This is a genomic window from Clavibacter sp. GW821-FHT01D01 (assembly GCF_059422605.1).
On sequence record NZ_JBWKXC010000004.1, the window covers coordinates 1 to 20,456 of the forward strand.

18 protein-coding genes are annotated in these 20,456 nt (G+C 74.2%); 5 read left to right on the plus strand and 13 right to left on the minus strand.

Translation table 11 applies throughout. From position 1 onward, the window contains the following. Positions 1-62 precede the first annotated feature (62 nt). Entirely contained in the window at positions 63-1,580 is a 1,518-nt protein-coding gene (locus tag AC07VC_RS07090; RefSeq protein ID WP_494676578.1) for an aspartate ammonia-lyase, read from the minus strand. A 105-nt stretch (positions 1,581-1,685) separates the two neighbouring features. Between AC07VC_RS07090 and AC07VC_RS07095 the strand changes: the two genes are divergently transcribed. Next, entirely contained in the window at positions 1,686-2,582 is an 897-nt protein-coding gene (locus tag AC07VC_RS07095; protein ID WP_494676177.1) for a DUF429 domain-containing protein, read from the plus strand. Positions 2,583-2,611: 29 nt separating this feature from the next. Here AC07VC_RS07095 and AC07VC_RS07100 read toward each other — a convergent pair whose 3' ends face one another. Further along, complete coding sequence (locus tag AC07VC_RS07100; protein WP_494676178.1) at positions 2,612-3,358, minus strand: polyprenol monophosphomannose synthase; 747 nt, start codon at positions 3,356-3,358, stop codon at positions 2,612-2,614. Positions 3,359-3,553: 195 nt separating this feature from the next. Here AC07VC_RS07100 and AC07VC_RS07105 point away from each other — a divergent pair, with 195 nt between their 5' ends. Continuing rightward, positions 3,554-4,081, plus strand: coding sequence for a GtrA family protein (locus AC07VC_RS07105; RefSeq protein WP_494676179.1), 528 nt, complete (start codon positions 3,554-3,556; stop codon positions 4,079-4,081). Between the two features lie 16 nt (positions 4,082-4,097). On the opposite strand, the gene AC07VC_RS07110 is transcribed toward AC07VC_RS07105, so the two are convergent. From AC07VC_RS07110 to AC07VC_RS07135, 6 genes are all read right to left on the minus strand, one after another. Next, positions 4,098-5,375 carry an Nramp family divalent metal transporter gene (locus tag AC07VC_RS07110; RefSeq protein ID WP_494676180.1) on the minus strand — a complete coding sequence of 426 codons (1,278 nt, stop codon included), beginning with the start codon at positions 5,373-5,375 and terminating at the stop codon, positions 4,098-4,100. A 97-nt stretch (positions 5,376-5,472) separates the two neighbouring features. Further along, the gene (locus tag AC07VC_RS07115; RefSeq protein WP_494676181.1) at positions 5,473-6,948 is read right to left on the minus strand and encodes an NCS2 family permease; all 1,476 of its coding nucleotides are present in this window, start codon (positions 6,946-6,948) and stop codon (positions 5,473-5,475) included. 138 nt (positions 6,949-7,086) lie between these two features. Further along, entirely contained in the window at positions 7,087-7,338 is a 252-nt protein-coding gene (locus tag AC07VC_RS07120; RefSeq protein ID WP_086522029.1) for a hypothetical protein, read from the minus strand. Continuing rightward, positions 7,335-8,516 (minus strand): inorganic phosphate transporter, encoded by a 1,182-nt coding sequence (locus tag AC07VC_RS07125; protein ID WP_317230177.1) that lies wholly within the window; start codon positions 8,514-8,516, stop codon positions 7,335-7,337. The genes AC07VC_RS07120 and AC07VC_RS07125 overlap by 4 nt, the downstream gene beginning before the upstream one ends. A gap of 117 nt (positions 8,517-8,633) precedes the next feature. Continuing rightward, complete coding sequence (locus tag AC07VC_RS07130; RefSeq protein WP_494676182.1) at positions 8,634-10,367, minus strand: carboxylesterase/lipase family protein; 1,734 nt, start codon at positions 10,365-10,367, stop codon at positions 8,634-8,636. Positions 10,368-10,389: 22 nt separating this feature from the next. Further along, positions 10,390-11,991 carry a CYTH and CHAD domain-containing protein gene (locus AC07VC_RS07135; protein WP_494676183.1) on the minus strand — a complete coding sequence of 534 codons (1,602 nt, stop codon included), beginning with the start codon at positions 11,989-11,991 and terminating at the stop codon, positions 10,390-10,392. Positions 11,992-12,081: 90 nt separating this feature from the next. Between AC07VC_RS07135 and AC07VC_RS07140 the strand changes: the two genes are divergently transcribed. After that, positions 12,082-13,347, plus strand: coding sequence for a YihY/virulence factor BrkB family protein (locus AC07VC_RS07140; protein ID WP_494676184.1), 1,266 nt, complete (start codon positions 12,082-12,084; stop codon positions 13,345-13,347). Here the strand turns inward: AC07VC_RS07140 and AC07VC_RS07145 are convergent. The 4 genes from AC07VC_RS07145 to AC07VC_RS07160 form a co-directional block, all read right to left on the minus strand. Beyond that, positions 13,292-14,311, minus strand: a complete 1,020-nt coding sequence (locus AC07VC_RS07145; RefSeq protein ID WP_494676185.1) for an NADP-dependent oxidoreductase — start codon at positions 14,309-14,311, stop codon at positions 13,292-13,294. The two genes, AC07VC_RS07140 and AC07VC_RS07145, sit on opposite strands and share 56 nt — an antisense overlap. A 127-nt stretch (positions 14,312-14,438) precedes the next feature. Further along, positions 14,439-15,389, minus strand: a complete 951-nt coding sequence (locus AC07VC_RS07150) for an NmrA family NAD(P)-binding protein (protein WP_494676186.1) — start codon at positions 15,387-15,389, stop codon at positions 14,439-14,441. Next, complete coding sequence (locus AC07VC_RS07155; protein WP_494676187.1) at positions 15,386-15,985, minus strand: MarR family winged helix-turn-helix transcriptional regulator; 600 nt, start codon at positions 15,983-15,985, stop codon at positions 15,386-15,388. The genes AC07VC_RS07150 and AC07VC_RS07155 overlap by 4 nt, the downstream gene beginning before the upstream one ends. Positions 15,986-16,063: 78 nt before the next feature. Beyond that, positions 16,064-16,756 carry an SDR family oxidoreductase gene (locus AC07VC_RS07160; protein ID WP_317230398.1) on the minus strand — a complete coding sequence of 231 codons (693 nt, stop codon included), beginning with the start codon at positions 16,754-16,756 and terminating at the stop codon, positions 16,064-16,066. A 181-nt stretch (positions 16,757-16,937) separates the two neighbouring features. Here AC07VC_RS07160 and AC07VC_RS07165 point away from each other — a divergent pair, with 181 nt between their 5' ends. Together AC07VC_RS07165 and AC07VC_RS07170 are read left to right on the plus strand one after the other, a co-directional pair. Continuing rightward, entirely contained in the window at positions 16,938-17,285 is a 348-nt protein-coding gene (locus tag AC07VC_RS07165) for a hypothetical protein (protein WP_094116231.1), read from the plus strand. A gap of 126 nt (positions 17,286-17,411) precedes the next feature. Continuing rightward, entirely contained in the window at positions 17,412-17,873 is a 462-nt protein-coding gene (locus AC07VC_RS07170) for an Hsp20/alpha crystallin family protein (RefSeq protein WP_317230397.1), read from the plus strand. Between the two features lie 122 nt (positions 17,874-17,995). On the opposite strand, the gene AC07VC_RS07175 is transcribed toward AC07VC_RS07170, so the two are convergent. Continuing rightward, positions 17,996-20,422 (minus strand): GNAT family N-acetyltransferase, encoded by a 2,427-nt coding sequence (locus tag AC07VC_RS07175; protein ID WP_494676579.1) that lies wholly within the window; start codon positions 20,420-20,422, stop codon positions 17,996-17,998. Positions 20,423-20,456: the final 34 nt, after the last annotated feature.

Here is a 20,456-nt window from a genome sequence, read left to right on the forward strand (position 1 = left end):
CCCCCCCCCCCCCCCCCCCCCCCCCCCCCCCCCCCCGCGCCGTCGTCTGACCGGGCGGTCGGTCAGTCGGCCTCGCCGCCCTGCTCGGCCGCATGGGCCGCGAGCATCTCGGGCGTGATCACGGTCATGGCCGCGGTGACGGGCTCGAGGCCCGAGAGCCGGTCGGGCGCGAGGATCTTCTCCACCTGCGACCGCGTCATGAGCCCCGCCTCCACGACGAGGTCGGGGATCGACGCGCTCGTCATCAGCGCCGTCTTCGCGAGGCTGGAGGACGCGGCGTAGCCGATGTACGGGGTGAGCGCCGTCACGACGCCGACGGACGACTCCACCTGCGCCGCGAGCCGCTCCGTGTTCGCCGTGATGCCGTCGATGCAGTTCACCCGCAGGGTCTGGGCGGCGTTCCGCAGCCAGCTGAGCGACTGCAGCAGCGAGTGCGCGATGACCGGCTCGAACGCGTTGAGCTGCAGCTGCCCGCCCTCCGCCGCCATGGTCACCGTGACGTCGGCGCCCGCGATGGAGAACGCGACCTGGTTGACCACCTCGGGGATCACCGGGTTCACCTTGCCGGGCATGATGCTGGAGCCCGCCTGCCGGGGCGGGAGGTTGATCTCCCCGAGGCCCGCCTGCGGCCCCGACGACAGCAGCCGCAGGTCGTTGCAGATCTTGGACAGCTTGATGGCGCCGCGCTTGAGCGTGGAGGACAGGGTCATGAACACGCCCGCGTCGCTCGTCGCCTCGATGAGGTCGCTCGCCGTGACGAGCGTGTAGCCCGTGATGGCGCTGAGGTGACCGCGCACGGCGGCGGCGTAGTTCGGGTCGGCGGTGATGCCCGTGCCGATGGCCGTGGCGCCGAGGTTGATCTCCGAGAGCAGCGGCACGAGCTCGCCGAGCCGCGCGTGGTCCTCGCCAAGGGTGGTGGCGAATCCGTGGAACTCCTGGCCGAGGGTCATCGGCACGGCGTCCTGCAGCTGCGTGCGGCCCACCTTCAGCACCTGCGAGAACTGCGCGCCCTTCGCGAGGAACGAGCGACGCAGGAGCTCCAGCTCGTCGAGGGTCTGCAGCAGCGAGTGGATCAGCGCCACCTTGAGCGCCGTCGGGTAGGTGTCGTTGGTCGACTGGCTGCGGTTCACGTCGTCGAGCGGGTGCATGTGCCGGTAGTCGCCGAGCGCGTGGCCCGCCCTCTCGAGCGCGCGGTTGGCGATGACCTCGTTGGTGTTCATGTTGGTGCTCGTGCCGGCACCGCCCTGGATCACGCCGACCACGAACTGGTCGTGCAGCTCCCCCGCGATGATCTCGGAGCAGACCTCGTCGATCTCCTTGGCCTTCCGCGCGTCGAGGACGCCGATCTGCACGTTGGCGCGCGCCGCCGCCTGCTTGACCTGCGCGAGCGCCACCACGAACTCGGGGTAGACGCTGAGCGGCCGGAGGCTGATGGGGAAGTTCTCGAGCGCGCGGGCCGTGTGGATCCCCCAGTACGCGTCGGCGGGGACGTCCAGGCTCCCCAGGCTGTCGGTCTCGGTGCGGACGGGGTGCCCGTCCGGGGTGGGGATGCGGTCGTCGTTCGGGCTCACCGGGGTCATGTGCAAGGCTCCATCGTCTCGTCGCTCGTGGCATGAGGATCCCTCGACACTACTCGGCGGTCCGCGCCCGGCCGCGGTGGCCGGCGCCGCGGATAGGCTCGTCGGATGCGCCGCTTCCTCGGGATCGACCTCGCCTGGGCGGAGGGCACGGCGGCCCGCCCCGCCCGGGAGACGGGCCTCGCCTGCATCGACGAGGAGGGCCGGGTGCTCGCCCTCGAGACCGCCCGCGGGATCGACGAGGTGGTCGCCTGGGTCGCCCGGTGGGACGGTCCCGGCGCGGTCGCCGCCGTGGACGGACCGCTCGTCGTCGCGAACGCCACGGGCAGCCGCCTCGCGGAGAAGGAGGTCGCCTCGCGCTACGGCCGCCTCGGCATCTCCGCCTACCCGTCGAACCGCGGCCTGCCCGCCCAGGGCGCGGTCGCGCTCCGGCGGCGGCTGGAGGACGCGGGCTGGCGGTACGACGACGGGTCCCCCGCCGATCACGGCGCCGACGCCCGGACGATGCTCGAGTGCTACCCCTACACGACGCTCGTCGGCGCCCCCGAGCTCGGCTTCGACGGCATGAAGCCCCGGTACAAGCGGCTCGCGCCGACGCTCCCCACCGCCGAGCGCCGGCCCTCGCGCGCCGCCGAGTTCCGCGTCGTGCTCGACCGCGTCGCGGGGCTCGCGCGGGCGGATCCGCCCCTGGACGTGACGTCGCACCCCGCCGCCGCCGCGCTCGTGGCCGACGGCCCCGCGATGGTCGAGCGGCGGCACAAGCACCTCGAGGACCTGCTCGACGGGCTGATCTGCGCGTGGACCGCCGCCTACTGGGCGAGGCACGGCGCCGAGCGCTCGCAGGTGCTCGGGGCGACCGACCCGGTGGTCGACGAGCAGGGGCGGCGCGGCACGATCATCGCGCCCGCCCGGCCGCACCAGCGCGCGCCGCACGATCCGCGGCACGCGCCGGCGCCCGCGCCCGCGCTCCCACCCGGCTCCCCCGCCGCCGCTCCCGCCGCGTAGCGCGACGGCGGTCCGGGCGCGCGGCCGGCTCAGCCCCGGCGGAGCCCGAAGCGCAGCTGCAGCACGAGGAGCAGGTTCCTCACGAGCGTGTCGCTCGGGATCTTCGACTCGCCCTCGGTGCGGTCCATGAACACGATCGCGACCTCCGTGGGCCGCGCCGCGTGCCGCAGCGCGCGCTGCTTCATCTCGATCTGGAAGCCGTAGCCCGTCGTCGTGATGGTGGACGGCGTGATGCGGCGCAGCAGACCCGCCTCGTAGAGGTTGAAGCCGCCCGTGTAGTCGGTGATGCGGGAGCCGAGGAACAGGCGGGTGTAGAGGTTGCCGCCCACGCTCAGGAAGCGGCGCTTGAGGTCCCAGTCGGGCGTCGCCCCGCCGCGGATGTACCGGGACGCCACCACGAGGTCGGCGCCGCCGCGGACGCGCCGCAGCATCTCCGTGATGTACGCCGGGTCGTGCGACAGGTCGGCGTCCATCTGCAGGATGTGCGTGGGCGGCTCGTCGGCCCCGAGGAGGAGCTCGAACGCCCAGATGTACGCGGCGCCGAGGCCCGCCTTCTCGGCGCGGGTCTCCACGCGCACGTGGAAGGTGTCGGTCTCGACGGCTGGGGCCAGCGAGCGGACGAGGTCCGCGGTGCCGTCGGGCGACGAGTCGTCGACGATCATCGCCGTGATCTCGAAGTCGGCGTTCTCCGCCGCCATGGCCGCGAGGCGGGGAAGCAGCTCCCCGACGTTGCGCGCCTCCTCGTAGGTGGGGATCACGATCGTGAGACTGCTCAAGCTGGTGGTTCCGTCTTCGCGTCGGGGGGACGACCCGGATGCGGGCCCCGTCGAGTCTAGCCAGCCACCGGCCGGCCGGCCGCGGGACGGCGGGAGCGCGGCCGGCGCTTGTTACGCTGGCGGGAGGCTCGGCGCCCTGACGCCGTGTGCGTCCGCCGATCGACCGGCGACCGCGCCGCAGGGAGGGGGATCCGCATGGCGAAGCTCCTCGCCGACCGCCGCGTCCGATTCCTCGTCGCCGGCCTCGTGAACACCGGCCTCGACTTCGTGCTGCTCAACCTGCTGATCCTCGCCGCCGGCATGCCCGTGCTGGGCGCGAACCTGGTCTCGGTGACGGTCGGCATCACCATCTCCTACTTCCTCAACCACTTCTTCGTGTTCCGGTACGGCGAGCCCGTGACCCTGGGCCGGTTCCTGAGGTTCTTCGCGGTCACCGGCTTCAGCTCGCTGCTGCTGCAGAGCGGCGTCATCTGGCTGTTCGAGCGCGGCTTCGACACGACGTTCGGCCGGTCGCTGTTCATGTTCGGCACGAGCGCGGAGCAGGAGTTCCTCGAGATCAACGTCGCGAAGGCGACGGCGGTGCTCATCGGGCTGGTGTGGAACTTCACGCTGTACCGGCTCGTCGTGTTCCGGGCGCCCGCGGTCCCCGGCGGGGGTCGCGGGGACGACGCGCCCGACGCCGACGGCTCCCCCGCCGTGCGCGCCACCGCCTCCGCGGACTGAGGCGTCGCGGCGCTCCCTACAGGAGCTTCCCGACCTCCGTCACGAGCTGCTGCACGCCGAGCACCACGAACAGGAGCGCCGACAGCCCCATCACGGTGTTGCTGATCGGCCGGTTCCGCCAGGCCCGCGGGGTGCGGTCGGTGTTGAGGAGCACGAGCAGGGTGATCGCGAGGAACGGCATGAAGAGCGCGCCCAGCACGCCGTAGGCGATGATCAGGCCGATCGGCTGGTCGAGGAACAGCAGCCCGATGGGCGGGATCGTCAGCCACAGGATGAAGCCGCGGTAGTAGCTGCCCCCGAGGCGGCGACGCGGGTCCTCCACGTCGAGGCCGCGGATGGTGCCGAGGAAGTCGGCGAACATCAGCGAGACGCCGTTCCACACGCCGAGGATCGACGAGAACGACGTGGCGAAGAAGCCGAGCAGGAAGAACCAGGTCATGAAGGCGCCGTACCGCTCCCCCAGCACGTCGGCGAGCTGCACGAGGCCGCCCTCACCGTCGGCCAGCGCGATGTCGGCGGAGTACAGGAGCTCCGCGCCGACGACGAGCATCGACAGCACGAACACGCCGCTCATGACGTACGCGACGGAGTTGTCGATGCGCATGACCTTCATCCAGCCCGGCGCCACCCAGCCCTTCTCGCGCAGCCAGTACCCGTAGGCGGCGAGCGTGATGGTGCCGCCGACGCCGCCCGCGATGCTCAGCGCGACGACGAGGCCGCCCTCGGGGATGGTCGGCACGAGGCCCGACAGGAGCGCCGGGACGTTGGGCAGCGTCACGATCGCGGCGCCCACCACGGTCACGAACATCAGGCCGACGAAGACCGCGATGATCCTCTCGAACGCCGAGTAGCGGCCGAACCAGACGACCACGGCGCCGAGGAGCCCGCAGGCGATCGCGAAGACCTTGAGGTCGACGCCCGGGAACAGGGCCGCGAGCGGTAGCGCGGAGGAGCTCATGGCGGCCGCGCCGTACACGAGGCCCCAGATGAGGATGTACGGCCCGAAGTACCAGGTGGTCCAGCGGCCGACGCTGCGCCAGCCCTCGAAGATCGTGCGGCCCGTGGCGAGCGAGTACCGGCCGGCGCCCTCGACCAGGAAGATCTTGATGATGACGCCGAGCACCGCGGCCCAGAGCAGCGCGTAGCCGAAGCGGGAGCCGGCCACGAGGGTCGCGACGAGGTCGCCCGCCCCGATCCCGGTGGCCGCGACCACGAGGCCCGGTCCGATGATGCGCCAGCGCTTGGCGGACTCCTGCGGCTCGCGGACATCGCCGCGCGTGTCGATGTCGGTCATGGCGGGCTCCCGTGCGTCGTCGGATGGGGGTCCCCACCGACCCTACGGGGACCGCCGCCGGTCGCGCCAACCCGCCGGGCGGCGCCGGCCGCGCGGCTCAGACGCCGAGCAGCTGCTCGATCGGGCCGCGCGCGAAGAACACCAGGAAGCCCGCGGAGACCACCCAGAGCAGCGGCGAGACCTCGCGGACGCGGCCCGAGAACGACCGCACGAGCACCCACGAGAGGAACCCGACGCCGATGCCGTTGGCGATGGAGTACGTGAGCGGCATGACGAGCACGGTGAGGAACACGGGCAGCGCGACGGAGAAGTCGGACCAGACGATGTCCTTGATCTGCGACGCCATGAGCGTGCCGACGATGACCAGCGCGGCGGCCGCGACCTCGAGCGGCACGACCTGCGTGAGCGGCGTGAAGAACATGGCGAGGAGGAACAGCACGCCCGTGACCATCGAGGCGAGGCCCGTGCGGGCGCCCTCGCCGATGCCGGAGGCCGACTCGATGAAGACCGTGTTGGACGAGCTCGACGTGGCGCCGCCCGCGACCGCGCCGAAGCCCTCGACGACCAGCGCGCCCTTGAGGCGGGGGAAGTCGCCGCGCTCGTCGGAGAGGTCGGCCGCCTTGGCGAGGCCCGTCATGGTGCCCATGGCGTCGAAGAAGTTCGTGAAGACCAGCGTGAAGACCAGCATGAGGCTCGAGATGATGCCGATGCGGGCGAAGGCGCCGAAGTCGAACGCGCCGACGAGCCCGAGGTCGGGCAGCGCGACGGGGACGCCCGGCAGCACCGGCGCGTTGAGGTTCCAGCCGGTGGCGCCCGAGGTGTTGGACGGGCCGATGCGGAAGACCTGCTCGACGACGATCGCGATGAGCGTGGTGGCGACGATGCCGATGAGGAGAGCCCCGGGCACGCGGCGGGCCATGAGCACGCCCATGATCACGAGGCCGAGGATGAAGACGACGGTCGGCAGCGACGCGATGGACCCGTCGATGCCGAGCGCGAGCGGCGAGGCCGGCACGCCGGTGCCGCGCACGAAGCCCGAGTCGACGAAGCCGATGAACGCGATGAAGAGGCCGATGCCCACCGTGATGGCGGTCTTGAGCTCCCGCGGGACGGCGCGGAAGATCAGCGTGCGGAGCCCCGTGGTGGCGAGCAGCACGATGACGAGGCCGTTGATCACGACGAGGCCCATCGCCTCCGGCCACGTGACGTCGCCGACCACGCTCACGGCGAGGAACGAGTTGATGCCGAGGCCCGCCGCGAAGGCGAACGGCAGCCGCGCGACGAGCCCGAAGAGGATCGTCATGACGCCCGCCGTGAGCGCGGTCGCCGCGCCCACCTGCGCGGCCTGCAGCCAGTTCCCCTCCACGTCGAGCGTGGCCGCGTCCGCGCTGAACCCGCCGAGGATCAGCGGGTTGAGCACGACGATGTAGGCCATCGTCACGAAGGTGAGGACCCCGCCGCGGACCTCCCGCGCGTACGTGGAGCCGCGCTTCGTGATCTCGAAGAAGCGGTCGAGCGCGCCGGGCGCTCCGGAGGACTCGGGGGCGGGGGACGACGTGCGCGCTTCGGTCATGGCTTCTTCCGCGAGGGGTCGGGTCGGACGACAGGAGGAGGGAGGAGCCGACGACGGCGTCGGGACGGGGTCGAGCCTAGGGGCGCGCGGGCCGCCCGCACCAGCGACGGCGGGGTCGCGGGCGCGAGGGCGACGGGATCAGGAGTGCAGCGCGGGCACGATGAGGTAGACGCCGTACAGCACGGCGATCCCGCTCAGCGCGAAGCAGACGTAGCCGCCCACCGTGGCGGCCTGCGGGCGGATGCCCGTGACCGAGACCTTGTCGCCCTCGTCGTCGTACTCGGTGCCGACGGCGAGCAGCCGGACGCCCAGCGAGAACAGGCAGACCACCGCGACGGCGCCCACGAGGGCGGCGACGGCGACGACGAGGAACGCGCTCCAGTCGATCATGCGGCCTCCTTGGCCTTCCGGGCGGCCTTGGTGGCCTTGCGTCCCCGCACGGCGAACCCGGCGGCGTCGACCTCGACGATGGCGTTGCGCGCGTCGACGGCGTTCCGGCGCGAGCGCCAGAAGATCCAGATGATGACGGCGACCCCGACGACGGCGTCGATGACGAAGCCGACCGTGCCGGTGCTCGCGATGAGGGCCGCGACGGCGCCCACGATGGCGGCCGACGGCAGCGTCAGCAGCCAGCCGAGCGCGATCTTGCCGACGGTGTTCCAGCGCACGGACGCGCCGCGGCGGCCGAGGCCGGAGCCGATGACCGAGCCCGAGGCGACCTGCGTGGTCGAGAGCGCGAAGCCGAGGTGGCTGGACGCGAGGATGGTGGCCGCGGTCGAGGCCTCGGCGCTGAAGCCCTGCGCGGGCTTCACCTCGGTGAGCCCGGACCCCATGGTGCGGATGATGCGCCAGCCGCCCATGTAGGTGCCGAGCGCGATGGCGACCGCGCACACCGCGATGACCCAGAACTCGGGGCCGGAGCCCGCCGCCTGGAAGCCGCCCGCGATGAGCGTGAGGGTGATGATGCCCATGGTCTTCTGCGCGTCGTTGGTGCCGTGCGCGAGGGCCACGAGGGACGACGTGAAGATCTGGCCGTAGCGGAAGCCGCCGCGCTCGTTGGGGCCGCTCGAGCGACGCGTGATCGAGTAGGCGAGCTTCGTGGTCGCGTAGGCGATGAGCCCCGCGATGAGGGGGGCGAGGAGCGCCGGGAGGATGACCTTCGACAGCACCACGCCGAAGTCGACCGAGCCGAGGCCCGCACCCACGACGGCCGCGCCGATGAGGCCGCCGAACAGCGCGTGGCTGGAGCTCGACGGCAGGCCGCGGAGCCACGTGACGAGGTTCCAGACGATGGCGCCCATGAGCCCCGCGAAGATCATGGCGGGGGTGATCTGCACGCCGCCGTCGCCCTCGCGGATGATGCCGCCGGAGACGGTCTTCGCGACCTCGGTGCTGAGGAACGCGCCGACGAGGTTCAGCACCGCGGCGATCGCGACCGCCACGCGGGGCTTCAGCGCGCCCGTGGCGATGGGGGTCGCCATCGCGTTGGCCGTGTCGTGGAAGCCGTTGGTGAAGTCGAAGAACAGCGCCAGGACGATGACCAGGACGACGATGAGGGTGAGATCCACTACCGGATCCCTCGAGCGGATATCACAGTCGTCGATCCTAACGGCCTGCATGCGCACAGCTCGAACGGGTGACGGGCGGATGGCGGCCGGGTGGACGTCCGGCGACGGGTCGGGGGCTCAGATGTGCGGTACGAAGTCGCGCCACGCGACGCGGCGGTCGGCGTGCGGGTCGTGCTCGACGCGGTCGACCACGTCGAACACGAGGGTCGCCCTCCGACGGGGTCCGCGGTCGCGGACGCCGCCCGGGCGGACGCGGGGCGGGCGGGATCCGGACGCCGTGCCGGCCGGCTGACGCTCCCCCGGCGCTCCCGTGCCCGCCGCGGGGGCGTCGTCGTCCGCGAGGTCGCGGAGCGCGTCCTCGTCGTCGCCGACGTAGGCGGGCCACGACTCGTCGACCGTGCCGTCCTGCGCGAAGCGGAGCCAGGCGATGCGCATCCGCTCGCCGGCCGCGACGAACGCGCGCCGACCGCCGAGGAGGGTCATGCCCCGGCCGAGCAGGGAGTCCATCCGGTCGAACAGCGCGAAGAGCTCGAGGCCGTGCGTGGCGTCGAGGCCCATGAGGCGGACGAGGCGCGGGGCGATGTCGAAGCGGTAGAAGTGCACGGGCGCGTATCGGGCGTGGCGCTCGGCGACCTTGACCGACGGGTACCAGAAGGCGTAGTCGCCGCCGAAGTCGAGGGCCGCCCGGCGCTTCGGCAGGCCCGGGTACAGCGCCGCCAGCTCCTCGCGGTGCTCCTCGTCGGTCTTCGCGAACACGGCCTCGATGCGCGCGGGGGTGGTGGCGAGGATGTCGAGGCGCCCCGTGAACAGCGACCCCTCGCGCTCGTTCGTGCCGATGATGAGCGGCACGCGCGCCGCCCGCCCGTGCTTGAACGCGTCGAGGGGCCGCTCGGGCAGCACGTCGCCGTCGATGACGGGGCTGAAGGTGATGGTGCCCGGATCCAGGTCGGGCGTCCGGACCATGAGCTCGTTCGCCGCGGCCGCGAGGGTCGAGGAGCTCGCGGCGGTGAGGAGGCGCACCGCCTCCGCGTCGTCGGGGGCGCGGCCCGCGCGGTCGGCCAGGAGCTGGACGAAGCGCTCCGCCCACCGCGCCGTCTGCTCCGCCGGGTAGATGGCGTTGGTGGGCGAGCTCTGCGCGATGGCGCGCGCGAACAGGCCGTGCGCCGCGGGCACGGCCATGAGCGTGGTGACGGCGTTGCCGCCCGCGGACTCGCCGAAGACCGTGACGTTGTCGGGGTCGCCGCCGAAGGCCCGGATGTTCTCGCGCACCCAGCGGAGCGCCTGCACCTGGTCCCGCAGGCCGAGGTTCGCCTCGAGCGGCCGCTCCGGCGTCGAGTAGCGGCTGAAGTCGAGGTAGCCGAGGGCGCCGAGCCGGTAGTTGAAGCTCACGTAGACGATGCCGCCCTGGCGCACCAGGCCCTCGCCCTGCACGGGGTCCTCGCGCGAGGACCCGACGACGTACGCGCCGCCGTGGATGAACACCATGACGGGCCGCAGCTGCGACTCGCGGTTCACGCGCGCGGCGTCCGGCGAGAGCCCGGACGGCGCGACGACGTTGACGGTGAGGCAGTCCTCCCCCATCGGCGTCCCCTGCGGCGCCCCCATGAAGGCGCCGGCGCTGACCTGCGGGGCGACCTTGCCGAAGTGCTGCGCGAAGCGCGCGCCCTCCCAGGGGACGACGGGCTGCGGCGCGCGGAACCGCAGGTCGCCGCGCGGAGGGGCCGCGTAGGGGATGCCGCGCCAGGCCTCGATGCCCCGCTCGCGCACCCCGCGGACCGTGCCGCCCGTGACGTCCACGTCGAGCTCCGACGGGTCGTACGCCGGGGTGGGCGGCGCGGCGTCGGGGGTCACCCGACGATTCTACGAGCCGGGCTCAGGCTCCCGGGACGGGGGTCGCGAGCAGCCGCTCCAGCGCCCGCTGCGCCCGCCAGAGCGCCGACTCGGTGCGCAGGCGCTCCGCCTCGTGCAGCACGCCGAGCGCGAAGGAGTCCTCGCCGCGGGCCGCCAGCCGGCGCGCCTCCTCGCGGAGGACGCGCTGCATGGCGAGGCCGTCGCGGTGCTCGCCCAGCTCGTCGTGCACCTCCTCCGCCGCGGTCGCGAGCCGCATCGTCTTCCGCCCGAGGACGGGGACCGTGCGGCCGCTGACCTCCTCGGCCGCGTACCGCAGCCGCTTGGCGGCCTTGCGGACCTCGTGCAGGGCGTCGACGCGCGCCGCCTCGCCGGCGGCCTCCTGGGCGACGGCGGCCCGGCGCCCGACCCGCTCCGCGTCGCGGCGGAGCGCGGAGTGGAGGGCGGGTCCCGCGGGGGCGGACGCGTCGTGCGTGAGCGGCGGATCCGCCACCAGGGCGTCGAGGGACTCCAGCAGGGCCACGTAGCGCGCCGAGGACAGCGACCGGACGACGCGCTCGCGGGCGCGGTGGTAGCGCTCGTCGAGGACGTCGTGGAGGGCGTCGCCCACGTGGTCCGGCACCGTCTCCGCGTCGTGCTCGACCACCGACCACACGACGCGGTCGCGCAGGACCTCCATGTCACGGGCGTCGCCGAGCACCGCGCCGAGCGCGGTGAGCTCGGCCCGGACGGGTGCGGTGGCGGCGGGGTCGATGACGTCCTGATGGGTGCGGAGGGCGCTGCGGAGGCGGCGGACGGCGACGCGCATCCGGTGCACGGAGTCGTGCTCGTCGGCGCGCACGTGCGGGTCGGCGGCGACGAGGTCGCGCACGCCGCGGGCGAGGATCGCGCGTGCGACGTCGGCGGCGGGGCTGTCCTTCCGGAGGGTCGCGGGATCCGGCAGGGCGGGGCCCGCGGGCGCCTGCCGGCCGAGCGCGTCGGCGCCGAGCGCGCGGGCGAGCTTCGAGGCGCTGTCGGAGGGCCGCGCCCCGGCGTCGAGGACGTGCTGCTCGATCAGGTCGAGGAGCGCCGTGCGGCGCTTCCGCCCGGCAGGGGCGTCGGGCAGGAGCTCCACCTCCCACTCGTGCCAGGCGCGCACGGTGCCGCCGCGGACGTCGGAGCCGGTGACGCGGTCGTCGGCGAACTCGGCGACCGCCCGTCCGTCCTCGTCGTGCAGCGTGACGATGGTGCGCACCGTCTCCAGGCGCGCGAGGGGCGTGAGCTCCCGGCCGCGCACGTGCACCGCGACGGCGTCGAGCACCGCGGGCGGGACCGCGCCGTCGCCGCCGTGCCCTTCGCCCTCGCCGTCGCCGTCGTCGAGCGGCCAGCCGAGCTCCGTGCGGCCCTCGGCCCCGTCGGCGGGGAGCTTCACGTGCCAGCCCGCGTCGTGCCCGCCCTCGCGGCGGCGGAGGATCATGCGGCGGTCGGCGAGCGCGTGGTCCGCCGTGTCCAGGTAGACGGCGACGAGCGTGACGGCCTCCGCGGGCCGCGCCTCGGCGATGCCCGGGATGCCGACGAAGCCGGGGACGGGCACCCCTTCGGGGACGTCGTACTTGCGCTCGATCTCGACCGACTCCGTGTGCACCATCCTCCCTGTGTACCGCACCCGGCGGGGCGCGACCAGCCGCGGAGGGGCGCGGGCGCGACGGCGCCCCGGGCGTGGGTCAGACTGGCAGGCATGCCCGTCCGCCCGACCGCCGCCGCGACGCGCGCCGCCGACCTCGCGCGCGAGCGCATGGCGGCGCTGGGTCCCGCGGCGCTCGCCGCGCCCGACGCCGCCGACGCCGTCCGGCCGGGCGGCGGCGTCGACGACGGGGCCCTGCACCGCCGCCAGCGCATCGGCCGCGAGCTCGGCTGGTACGCCTCCCGGCGCGCGGTGTACGGCTTCATGAAGCACCGCGGCATCGACACGGCCGCGAGCCTCACCTTCTACTCCACGCTCTCGCTCGTGCCCGCCGCGGTCGCGGTGCTCAGCCTCATCGGCCTGGTCGGCGACACGCGCGCGGGCGTCGAGGGCGTGCTCCGCGTGCTCACGGCCGTGCTCGGCGACCCCGCGGTCGACGTGATCCGCGACCCCGTCGAGCAGCTCGCCGACGGGCCGCGCTCCGGCATCGCCTTCACCGTCAGCTTCCTCGGCGCGGTCTGGACGTCGGCCGCCTACGTCACGGCGTTCGGCCGCGCGATGAACCGCGTGCAGGAGACGGAGGAGGGCCGTCCGCTCGTCAAGTACCGGGCCCTGATGCTCGTGGTGACGATCGTGCTGCTGATCGTCAGCGTCGTGATGGTGGGCATGCTGCTGCTCACCGACGAGGGCGCCCGGGCGCTGGGGCAGCACCTGGGTCTCGGCGACACGACCCTCGTGGTGTGGGCGGTCGTCAAGTGGCCGCTGCTCGTGGTGCTGCTGACGGGGATCATCGGCGTGCTCTACGCCGCGACCCCGAACCTCCGCCGCCGCCGGGTGGACCTGCTGACGTGGGGCAGCCTCGTCGCCATCGTCGCCTGGGGGCTGGGCACCGCCGGGTTCGTCGCGTACGTGACGCGGATCGCGACCTACGAGTCGACCTACGGGGTGCTCGGCGCGGTGATCGTGCTGCTGCTCTGGCTCTACATCGGGAACCTGTCGCTCGTCCTCGGCGGCGAGCTCGACGTGGAGATCATCCGCGCCCGGCAGCTGCAGGCCGGGATCCCCGCCGAGCACGCGCTGCGGCTGCCCGTGCGCGACACCACGCGGGCCGAGCGGCTCGCCCGCCGGCGCGCGCTGCTCGAGGACGAGGGACGCCGGCTGCGCGAGGCGCGGAACCCGGCGGACGCGCCCGGGGACGACGACGGGGAGCGCCGGGCGGACGCGCCGCCGACGCTCCCCGAGGACGACACCCGGGAGGTGCGGGTCAGGCGGGAGCGCTCGTCCGCACGACCATCTTCCCGACGTTCTCGCCGCGCATGAGTCCGGTGAAGGCCTCGAACGCGCGGTCGATGCCGTCGACGACCGTCTCGTCGGCGGTGATGCGGCCCTCGGAGAGCCACGGGCCCATCTTCGCGGCGAACTCGGGCGCGAGGTCCTGGTGGTTGCCGAGGGTGAAGCCGCGGAGCGTGAGCCCGCGCGTGACGATGCGGCCCGTGTTGCGGATCGCGACCTCCTCGCCCGTGGAGTTGTAGGTCGAGATCGACCCGCAGTTGGCGACGCGGCCGAAGTCCTTGAGCGCGCCGAGCGCCGCGGACAGGTGGTCGCCGCCCACGTTGTCGAAGTAGAGGTCGATGCCGTCGGGCGCGGCCTCGGCGAGCTTCGCGTCGAGGTCGCCGCCGTGGTAGTCGAAGGCCGCGTCGAAGCCGAGGTGGTCGGTGAGGCGCTCGACCTTCTCCGCGGATCCGGCGCTGCCGACGACGCGCGAGGCGCCGAGCAGGCGGGCGATCTGGCCGACCATGGAGCCGACCGCGCCGGCCGCGCCGGACACGAAGACGACGTCGCCCTCGCGGATCGACGCGATGCGGGTGAGCCCGACGTAGGCGGTGAGGCCCGTGAGCCCGAGGACGCCGAGGTGCGCGGAGGACGCGACGCCCGGGACCTCGGGGACAGGACGGAAGGCGCCAGCCTGGCCCTGGGCGACGTCGCGCCAGCCGAGCATGTGGCTGACGAGCGTGCCGACGGCGAGGTCGTCGGAGCGGGACTCGACGACGCGGCCCACCGCGGATCCGGTCATGGCCTCGTCGAGCCCGAACGGCGGGACGTACGAGGGCACGTCGTTCATGCGGCCGCGCATGTACGGGTCGACGGAGATGAACTCGTTCTCGACGCGCACCTCGCCGTCCTCGAGGTCGGGCAGGTCGACCTCGACGCGGCGGACGTCGTCGGGGGTGGGCTCGCCGGTGGGGCGCTTCGCCAGCTGCCACTGGATGCTGCGTGACGTCATGGGTCTCCTTCGTTCCGGGGTGCGGGCGGTCGGACGACCGGCCCGCGGCGCTCGTGGCGCGGCCCCACCCAACCACCGCCGTCTGGATGCCGCACCCAGCGAGCCGTGGCCTCGTGACGGGCGCCCGCTACGCGGCGGTCGCGGCGCTCCGCTCGGCGACGTGCGCGGCGAGCACGTCCCGCACGCTCGTCCACGGGGCGTCGCCGAACGGCGCGCGGTCGACGTGCCGCAGCTCGGCCTCGCCGCTGTACATGCTGACGAGGTACTGCATGCCCTGCCAGGCGGGGAAGGTCTCCTGCTCGTCGCGCCCGACCCGGCGCATGGCCCTGCTGGCGGCGGAGAGGACCCCCGTGGTGCCCGCCCACTGCAGCGCGAACGGCGTGCCCGTGATCTCCGTCATGGTGCGCGCGATGTCCCGGGCGGTGACCCGGTCGCCCGCCACCTCGACCACGCGCGGCGCGTCGTCGTCGAGCGCCACCTGCGCGACCACGCGGGCCGTGTCGTCCTTGGTCGTGAAGTCGAGCACCTGGTCGGCGGACGACCAGTACAGGACGCGGTGCCGGTCGAACAGCACGATGGGCGCCTGGCCGGTGAGCATGTCGGCGAACGCGCCGTTGAGCACGGAGGTGGCGCGCACGGGTGCGGCGTCGAGGTCGGCCGCGAACTCGCGGCGCAGCTCGAAGTTGCGGTTGCTGCCGGGCGTCACCCGCCGGTAGTCCGAGGAGTAGTCGGAGGGGATGAAGCGCGGCACGCCCGCCGCGACCGCGGCCGCGAGGAGGGCGCGCTGGGCGCCGAGGATCACGGACCGGGCGCCGCTGACGGCGGACACGACGACGCGCGCGCCCTCGACCGCGTGGACCAGCGCCGCCGGGTCGGTGTACGCGGCCTCGACGACCTCGACGCGGGGCTCGCCGGCCCACGCCTCGACGGACGACCGGGCGCCCGGGCGGGTCAGCACCCGGACGGACGCGTCCCGGGCGAGGAGCTCGCGGACGATGCGGCGGCCGAGGTCGCCGGTGGCGCCGGCCACGACGACGGGCGGGGACGCGGGGGTGGATCCGGATGCGGGGGTGCTCACGAGGGTTCTCCATCTGCGGGTGGTCGGCGCGCCGGGCGGCGCGAGCGGTGGGGGGCGGCGACGGGCTGCTCGAGCGCCTCGCCGGTGTCGGGGAGGCCCGCGGCGGCATCGCCGGCGCCGAGGGCGACGCGCGCGAGGAGCCGCCGGAGGACGATGCGCTCGTCGGCCTCGAGGTCGCGCATGAGCACGTCCTCCACCTCGCCGAGGGCCACGCGGGCGGTCGCGAGCAGCGCCCGGCCGGCGTCGGTGGGCACGACCCGCCGGATCCGGCGATCGCGCGGATGCGGCTGCCGCTCGACGTGGCCGCCGTCGGCGAGCGCGTCGATGACGTAGGTCATCTGCGTCTTGTCGATGCCGAGCCGCTGCGCGAGGGCGAGCTGCGAGGCGGGCTCCTCGGTCGTGATCGCGACGAGCACCTGGTACCCGCGGGGGCCACCCGGCACGTCGGCGACGGCCGTCTGCGCCGTGCGCGCGAACCCCTGGTAGACCGCCTGGAGCGACCAGCCGAGCTGCGTCTCGATCCCGCCCGCGTCCCAGTCGATGCCCGCGGCGTCCACGTCGACGTCGTGGTCGGGTGCCGAGGTGGATGCGCTCATGCGGAGATCATATGCCGCGCAGATCGTCTCCGCGCGAGATTATCCCCGGACTGTCGGCGATCCGCGTTCGGGTGCGGATCAGCCCCCGAACGGCCGCAGCGAGACCGACTCGAGCGTGCCGTCGCGCGTCTGGTCGACGACGAGGCGCACGGCCCGGGCGACCGAGGCGGGGTCCAGGTACCGCGTCTCGTCGTACTCGCCCCCCTCCTTCGCGCGGAGCTCCCGCTGCATGTCGGTGGCGACGCGGCCCGGGTGCACGCTGGAGACGCGCACGCCGTTCGGGCGCTCCTCCTCGCGGAGGGCGTCGCCGAGCGCGCGGAGGGCGAACTTCGACCCCGCGTAGACGCCGCCGGTCGGGTTGGCCGTGAAGCCGGACCCGGAGTTGACGAGCACCACCTGGCCGCCCGCCGCCCGGAGCGCCGGGAGGAGGACGCGCGTGACCTCGGCGACGGCGAAGACGTTGACCTCGAACACGCGCCGCCACTCGTCGACGGGCGTCTCCCCGACCGCGTCGCCGCCGATCACGCCGGCCGAGTGCACGAGCACGTCGAGCCGGTCCAGGGCGGGCACGCCGTCGGCGAGGCCGCCCGCGGCGAGGTCGGCGGCCCACCCCACGGCGTCGGGGAGCGTGGCGGCGAGCGCGTCGACGGCCTCCCGGTCGCGTCCGTGGACGATGACGCGGTGGGTGCGGGCGAGGTCCTGGGCGACGGCGCGGCCGATGCCGCGCGTGGCCCCCGTGACGAGGGCGACGGGGCGGGCGGTGTCGGTCATGGGTCCTCCTGCGGCGGCTCCGGGGTCGGCTCCCAGGCTAGCGAGGGTGCCGCTCCCCCTCGTCGGGCGGGGTCCGGGGCATGACGTAGCGTGAAGGGGATCCGGCCGTCGCGTCACGAGCGAGGGCTCGCCACCGCCCGCCGTCCGCCGTCCGCCGTCCGCCGTCCGAGGGGAACCGCCCATGCACGCCCGCTTCCCCGCCAGCCTCGAGGTGCTGCGCCAGGAGGCCCGCGACGAGCTGGACGCCGTCATCGAGCACCGGTGCCGGAACGGCGACGACCCGTGGGAGGTCATCCCGCAGCTGCCGACCGTGGACGAGCACGTGGTCGCGACCCTCCGGCAGGACGCGCTCGAGGCCGACGGGATGGCCGAGGAGCTCGCCCGGGTGCGGCACCCGTCCACCGCGCCCGGCGTCGTCGCGCGCTTCGAGTACCGCCTGCTGCGGGGCATCGCGCTCGAGCACCCGGACCTCTCGCGCGCGGTCTGGACGCTCATCGGGCGCATGGAGCGCGACCTCCGCCGCCGCTGACGAAGAGGAGATCAGGGCTGCATTCGCCCTCGGCGAACCTCTTGGCACCCGTGCAGGTCGAGTGCTAATCTCGACGTAGTTGAGCCGAGGGGGCTCAACCCGCAGATCACCAGTGAGGAGTCGACCATGAACATGACCTTCGATCCGTTCCGCGAGCTGGACCGCGCGATGGGCGCGCTGGCCGAAACGCGCCAGGCGAACCGCCCGATGCCCATCGACCTGCACCGCGAGGGCGACACCTACGTGCTGGCCGCCGACCTCCCGGGCATCGACCCGGGCTCGGTGGACATCGACGTGGACGGCCAGCTGCTCACCATCCGCGCCGAGCGCACCCTCGCGGGCGACCCGGGCGTCCGCTGGCTCACCCGCGAGCGCGTCGCCGGCACCTTCCTGCGCCAGCTCACGCTCGGCCAGGGCATCGACACGGAGCGCATCTCGGCGCACTACGCCAACGGCGTGCTCAGCGTCACCATCCCGGTGAGCGAGCGGGCGAAGCCGCGCAAGATCGCCGTCACGTCCGACGACGGGTCCGGCGAGCAGCGGGCCGAGACCCTGACGGTGGGATCCGCGGCGCCCGCCGCGAGCTGACCCGGTCGCACGCGGCCCGGCCCGGCCGCGGCGCAGCCCACCTCGAGGAGCCGCCGTCCGCACACGCGGACGGCGGCTCCTCGCCGTCTGCGGGGCGCCGGGACCGGAGCCGCCCGCGAACGTCAGCCGTGCCGCGGCCGGAGCCCAGCGTGGACGGCGAGCGGGTTCCGCAGGGAGCCGTGGATCTGCAGCACCGGATCCGCGAGGTCGACCATGCGCCGGTTGTCCCGCAGCTGCAGCCGGTTGAGGCAGGAGCGCGCGAACGACGGGGTGAAGAGGTCGCTCCGCGCGATCCGGGCCGCGAGCTCCGGGTGCGCGCGCTCGTGGTCCGCGAGCGCCTCGGCGGCCACGCGCCAGAGCCCGTCGGGCCCGAGGTCCTCGCGGTCCGCGACGAGGGCGGCGGCGAAGCGCAGGAAGCCGTCCATCACGTCCGTGAGCACCGTGAGGGTCCGCTCGTCGTCGGGCACGTCGAGGCGGATGCGCCGGACGTCCTCCGGGAGCTCGCGATCCGGGTCGAGCAGCGCGACCTCCTCGGCGATGTCCTTCATGAGCACGCGCACGACGACGTGGTCGCGGAGCACGAGGATCACGTTCTCCCCGTGCGGCATGAACGCGAGGTCGTGCGCGAGGAGCGCGTGCGCGATCGGCACCAGGTACGCGTCGAGCCAGCTCCGGATCCACGCGGCCGCGCCGACGCCCGACGCGTCGATCAGCGCTCCCAGGACCGTGGCGCCCTGCCCGTCGACGTGCAGGAGGCTCGTCATGCTCATCAGCCGCTCGCCTTCCGCGAGGCCCGGCACGGGCGACTCCCGCCAGAGCGCGGACAGCATCTTGGTGTGGGAGTGGCCGACCGGCAGCGCGCGGTCGACCCGCTCGTCGCGCACGCCGACGGCCGCGACCTCCCGCAGGATCCCGAAGCCGAGCCGGGCGAACTCGGGGTCGCCCGTCACGAGCGCGTGCACCCAGTCGTTGATGGCCGGCGTCACCGCCATGTAGGCCGGTGACAGGCCCCGCGTGAAGCCCATGTTGAGGATGGAGAGCGACGTCTTGACGTAGCAGCGCTCCGGGGTCGTGCGGTTCGCCCAGGTGCGGATGGACTGCTGCGCGCCGTACGCGTCGTCGCCCGTGCCGAGCAGCACGATGTCGCGCCGGGCGACGAGCCCCGCGAAGGTCACCGTGACGACGTTCTCCCACTGCCACGGGTGCACCGGCACGAGCACGCGCCGGGCGGGGTCGATGCCGAGCGACGCCATCCGCGCGCGGAAGCGCGCACGGGCCGGGGCACCGAGCTCGGCGTCGAGGAAGGCCTCCCGGTCGAGCCCGTCGATCGCGGTGAACCGGGCGAGGCGCTCGTGCACGGCGAGCCAGAGGATCCGCACGTCCTGCCCCGCCTCCGGCGCGTACCGGTCGTGGTCGTCGAGGTCGAAGCCGATGCGGCCGTTCGTCGCGACGAAGCAGGGGTGGCCCTCGTCCATGGTCGACTCCACCTCCGCGTAGGACGCCGTGAGCAGCCCGCGGGCGTCGGGCACGTCCCGCAGGCGCGAGAAGGCCGCGGCGGACAGCGTGCTGTTGAGCTCGTCGAGGTAGACGGGCAGGACCTCGTCGGTGATCCCCAGCCGGTCGCGGAGGTCGAGCACGAGGTCGGTGGCGTCGAGCTCGGCGGGAGCGCCGTCCACCGTGCGCCGGATGCTCGCCTCCTCGACGTCCCAGTGGTCGAGCTCGAGGACCCGCGCCCGGAACGCGTACGCGCTCCGCCCGTCGCCGCTCGTGACGCGGTACGCGGCCCGCTCCCGGGGGTCGTGCGGGCGCCGGGGAGCGCCCGGCGGCACGTCGGGGTCGACGCGCTCGGGCCGGATGAGCAGCTCGTGCGCGAACTCGGCGAGCGCCTTGCGCACGAGGTGGCGGGTGGCGGCGGCCCAGGCGTCGGGCCGGAGGTGCGCGGCGAGGTGGACGCCCGGGGCGGCCTCCGCCGTGCGGTCGGGGGTGGGGGTCATGGCGTGTCCGTCCGGAGGTGGGGCGTCGAGGGGCGTCCCCTCGAGGGGCGTGGCGTGCAGGAGGTCGTCGCGCGTGGCGACGCTGAGGAGCGCGTGCTTCGAACCGAGGTCGACGACCCGGAGGGGCTGGAAGCCGACGACGGCGTTGAGGCGCTGGACGGCCTCGTTGCGGACGTCCGGCTCGACGACGAGGCGCCGGACGGCGGGATCGCGCAGCAGGTGCGCGACGACGTGCCGCATCACGGCGGTGGTGAAGCCCGGCAGGGGGCCGCCGGACGGCGGCGCGACGAGCAGGTGCATGCCGCGGTCGCCGGGGAGCGGGTCGAGGTGCGCGCCGATCGGGTCGTCCGCCGGGTCGTAGGCCTCGACGAGGAACGCGGGCACGCCGTCGTGGAGGCCGATCCATGCCTCGCGGCACGGATCCGCCGCGAGGGACCGGTACGCGTCCCGCACGTCGTCGAGGGTCGCGTGCTGCATCTGCCAGAACCGGGCGCGCGGCGCGGTGACCCAGCCGTGGACGAGCGCCGCGTCGGCGTCGGCGTCCAGCGGGCGCATCGCGAGCGGCGGCGACGCGGGCGGGCGGCGGCGC

What these genes read in the sequence shown, in the direction of transcription:
- AC07VC_RS07090 (WP_494676578.1), bottom strand. Translation starts at nt 1,580, where the DNA reads ATGACCCCGGTGAGCCCGAACGACGACCGCATCCCCACCCCGGACGGG.
- AC07VC_RS07095 (WP_494676177.1), top strand. Translation starts at nt 1,686, where the DNA reads ATGCGCCGCTTCCTCGGGATCGACCTCGCCTGGGCGGAGGGCACGGCG.
- AC07VC_RS07105 (WP_494676179.1), top strand. Translation starts at nt 3,554, where the DNA reads ATGGCGAAGCTCCTCGCCGACCGCCGCGTCCGATTCCTCGTCGCCGGC.
- AC07VC_RS07110 (WP_494676180.1), bottom strand. Translation starts at nt 5,375, where the DNA reads ATGACCGACATCGACACGCGCGGCGATGTCCGCGAGCCGCAGGAGTCC.
- AC07VC_RS07115 (WP_494676181.1), bottom strand. Translation starts at nt 6,948, where the DNA reads ATGACCGAAGCGCGCACGTCGTCCCCCGCCCCCGAGTCCTCCGGAGCG.
- AC07VC_RS07120 (WP_086522029.1), bottom strand. Translation starts at nt 7,338, where the DNA reads ATGATCGACTGGAGCGCGTTCCTCGTCGTCGCCGTCGCCGCCCTCGTG.
- AC07VC_RS07135 (WP_494676183.1), bottom strand. Translation starts at nt 11,991, where the DNA reads ATGGTGCACACGGAGTCGGTCGAGATCGAGCGCAAGTACGACGTCCCC.
- AC07VC_RS07140 (WP_494676184.1), top strand. Translation starts at nt 12,082, where the DNA reads ATGCCCGTCCGCCCGACCGCCGCCGCGACGCGCGCCGCCGACCTCGCG.
- AC07VC_RS07145 (WP_494676185.1), bottom strand. Translation starts at nt 14,311, where the DNA reads ATGACGTCACGCAGCATCCAGTGGCAGCTGGCGAAGCGCCCCACCGGC.
- AC07VC_RS07155 (WP_494676187.1), bottom strand. Translation starts at nt 15,985, where the DNA reads ATGAGCGCATCCACCTCGGCACCCGACCACGACGTCGACGTGGACGCC.
- AC07VC_RS07160 (WP_317230398.1), bottom strand. Translation starts at nt 16,756, where the DNA reads ATGACCGACACCGCCCGCCCCGTCGCCCTCGTCACGGGGGCCACGCGC.
- AC07VC_RS07165 (WP_094116231.1), top strand. Translation starts at nt 16,938, where the DNA reads ATGCACGCCCGCTTCCCCGCCAGCCTCGAGGTGCTGCGCCAGGAGGCC.
- AC07VC_RS07170 (WP_317230397.1), top strand. Translation starts at nt 17,412, where the DNA reads ATGAACATGACCTTCGATCCGTTCCGCGAGCTGGACCGCGCGATGGGC.
- AC07VC_RS07175 (WP_494676579.1), bottom strand. Translation starts at nt 20,422, where the DNA reads ATGCGCCCGCTGGACGCCGACGCCGACGCGGCGCTCGTCCACGGCTGG.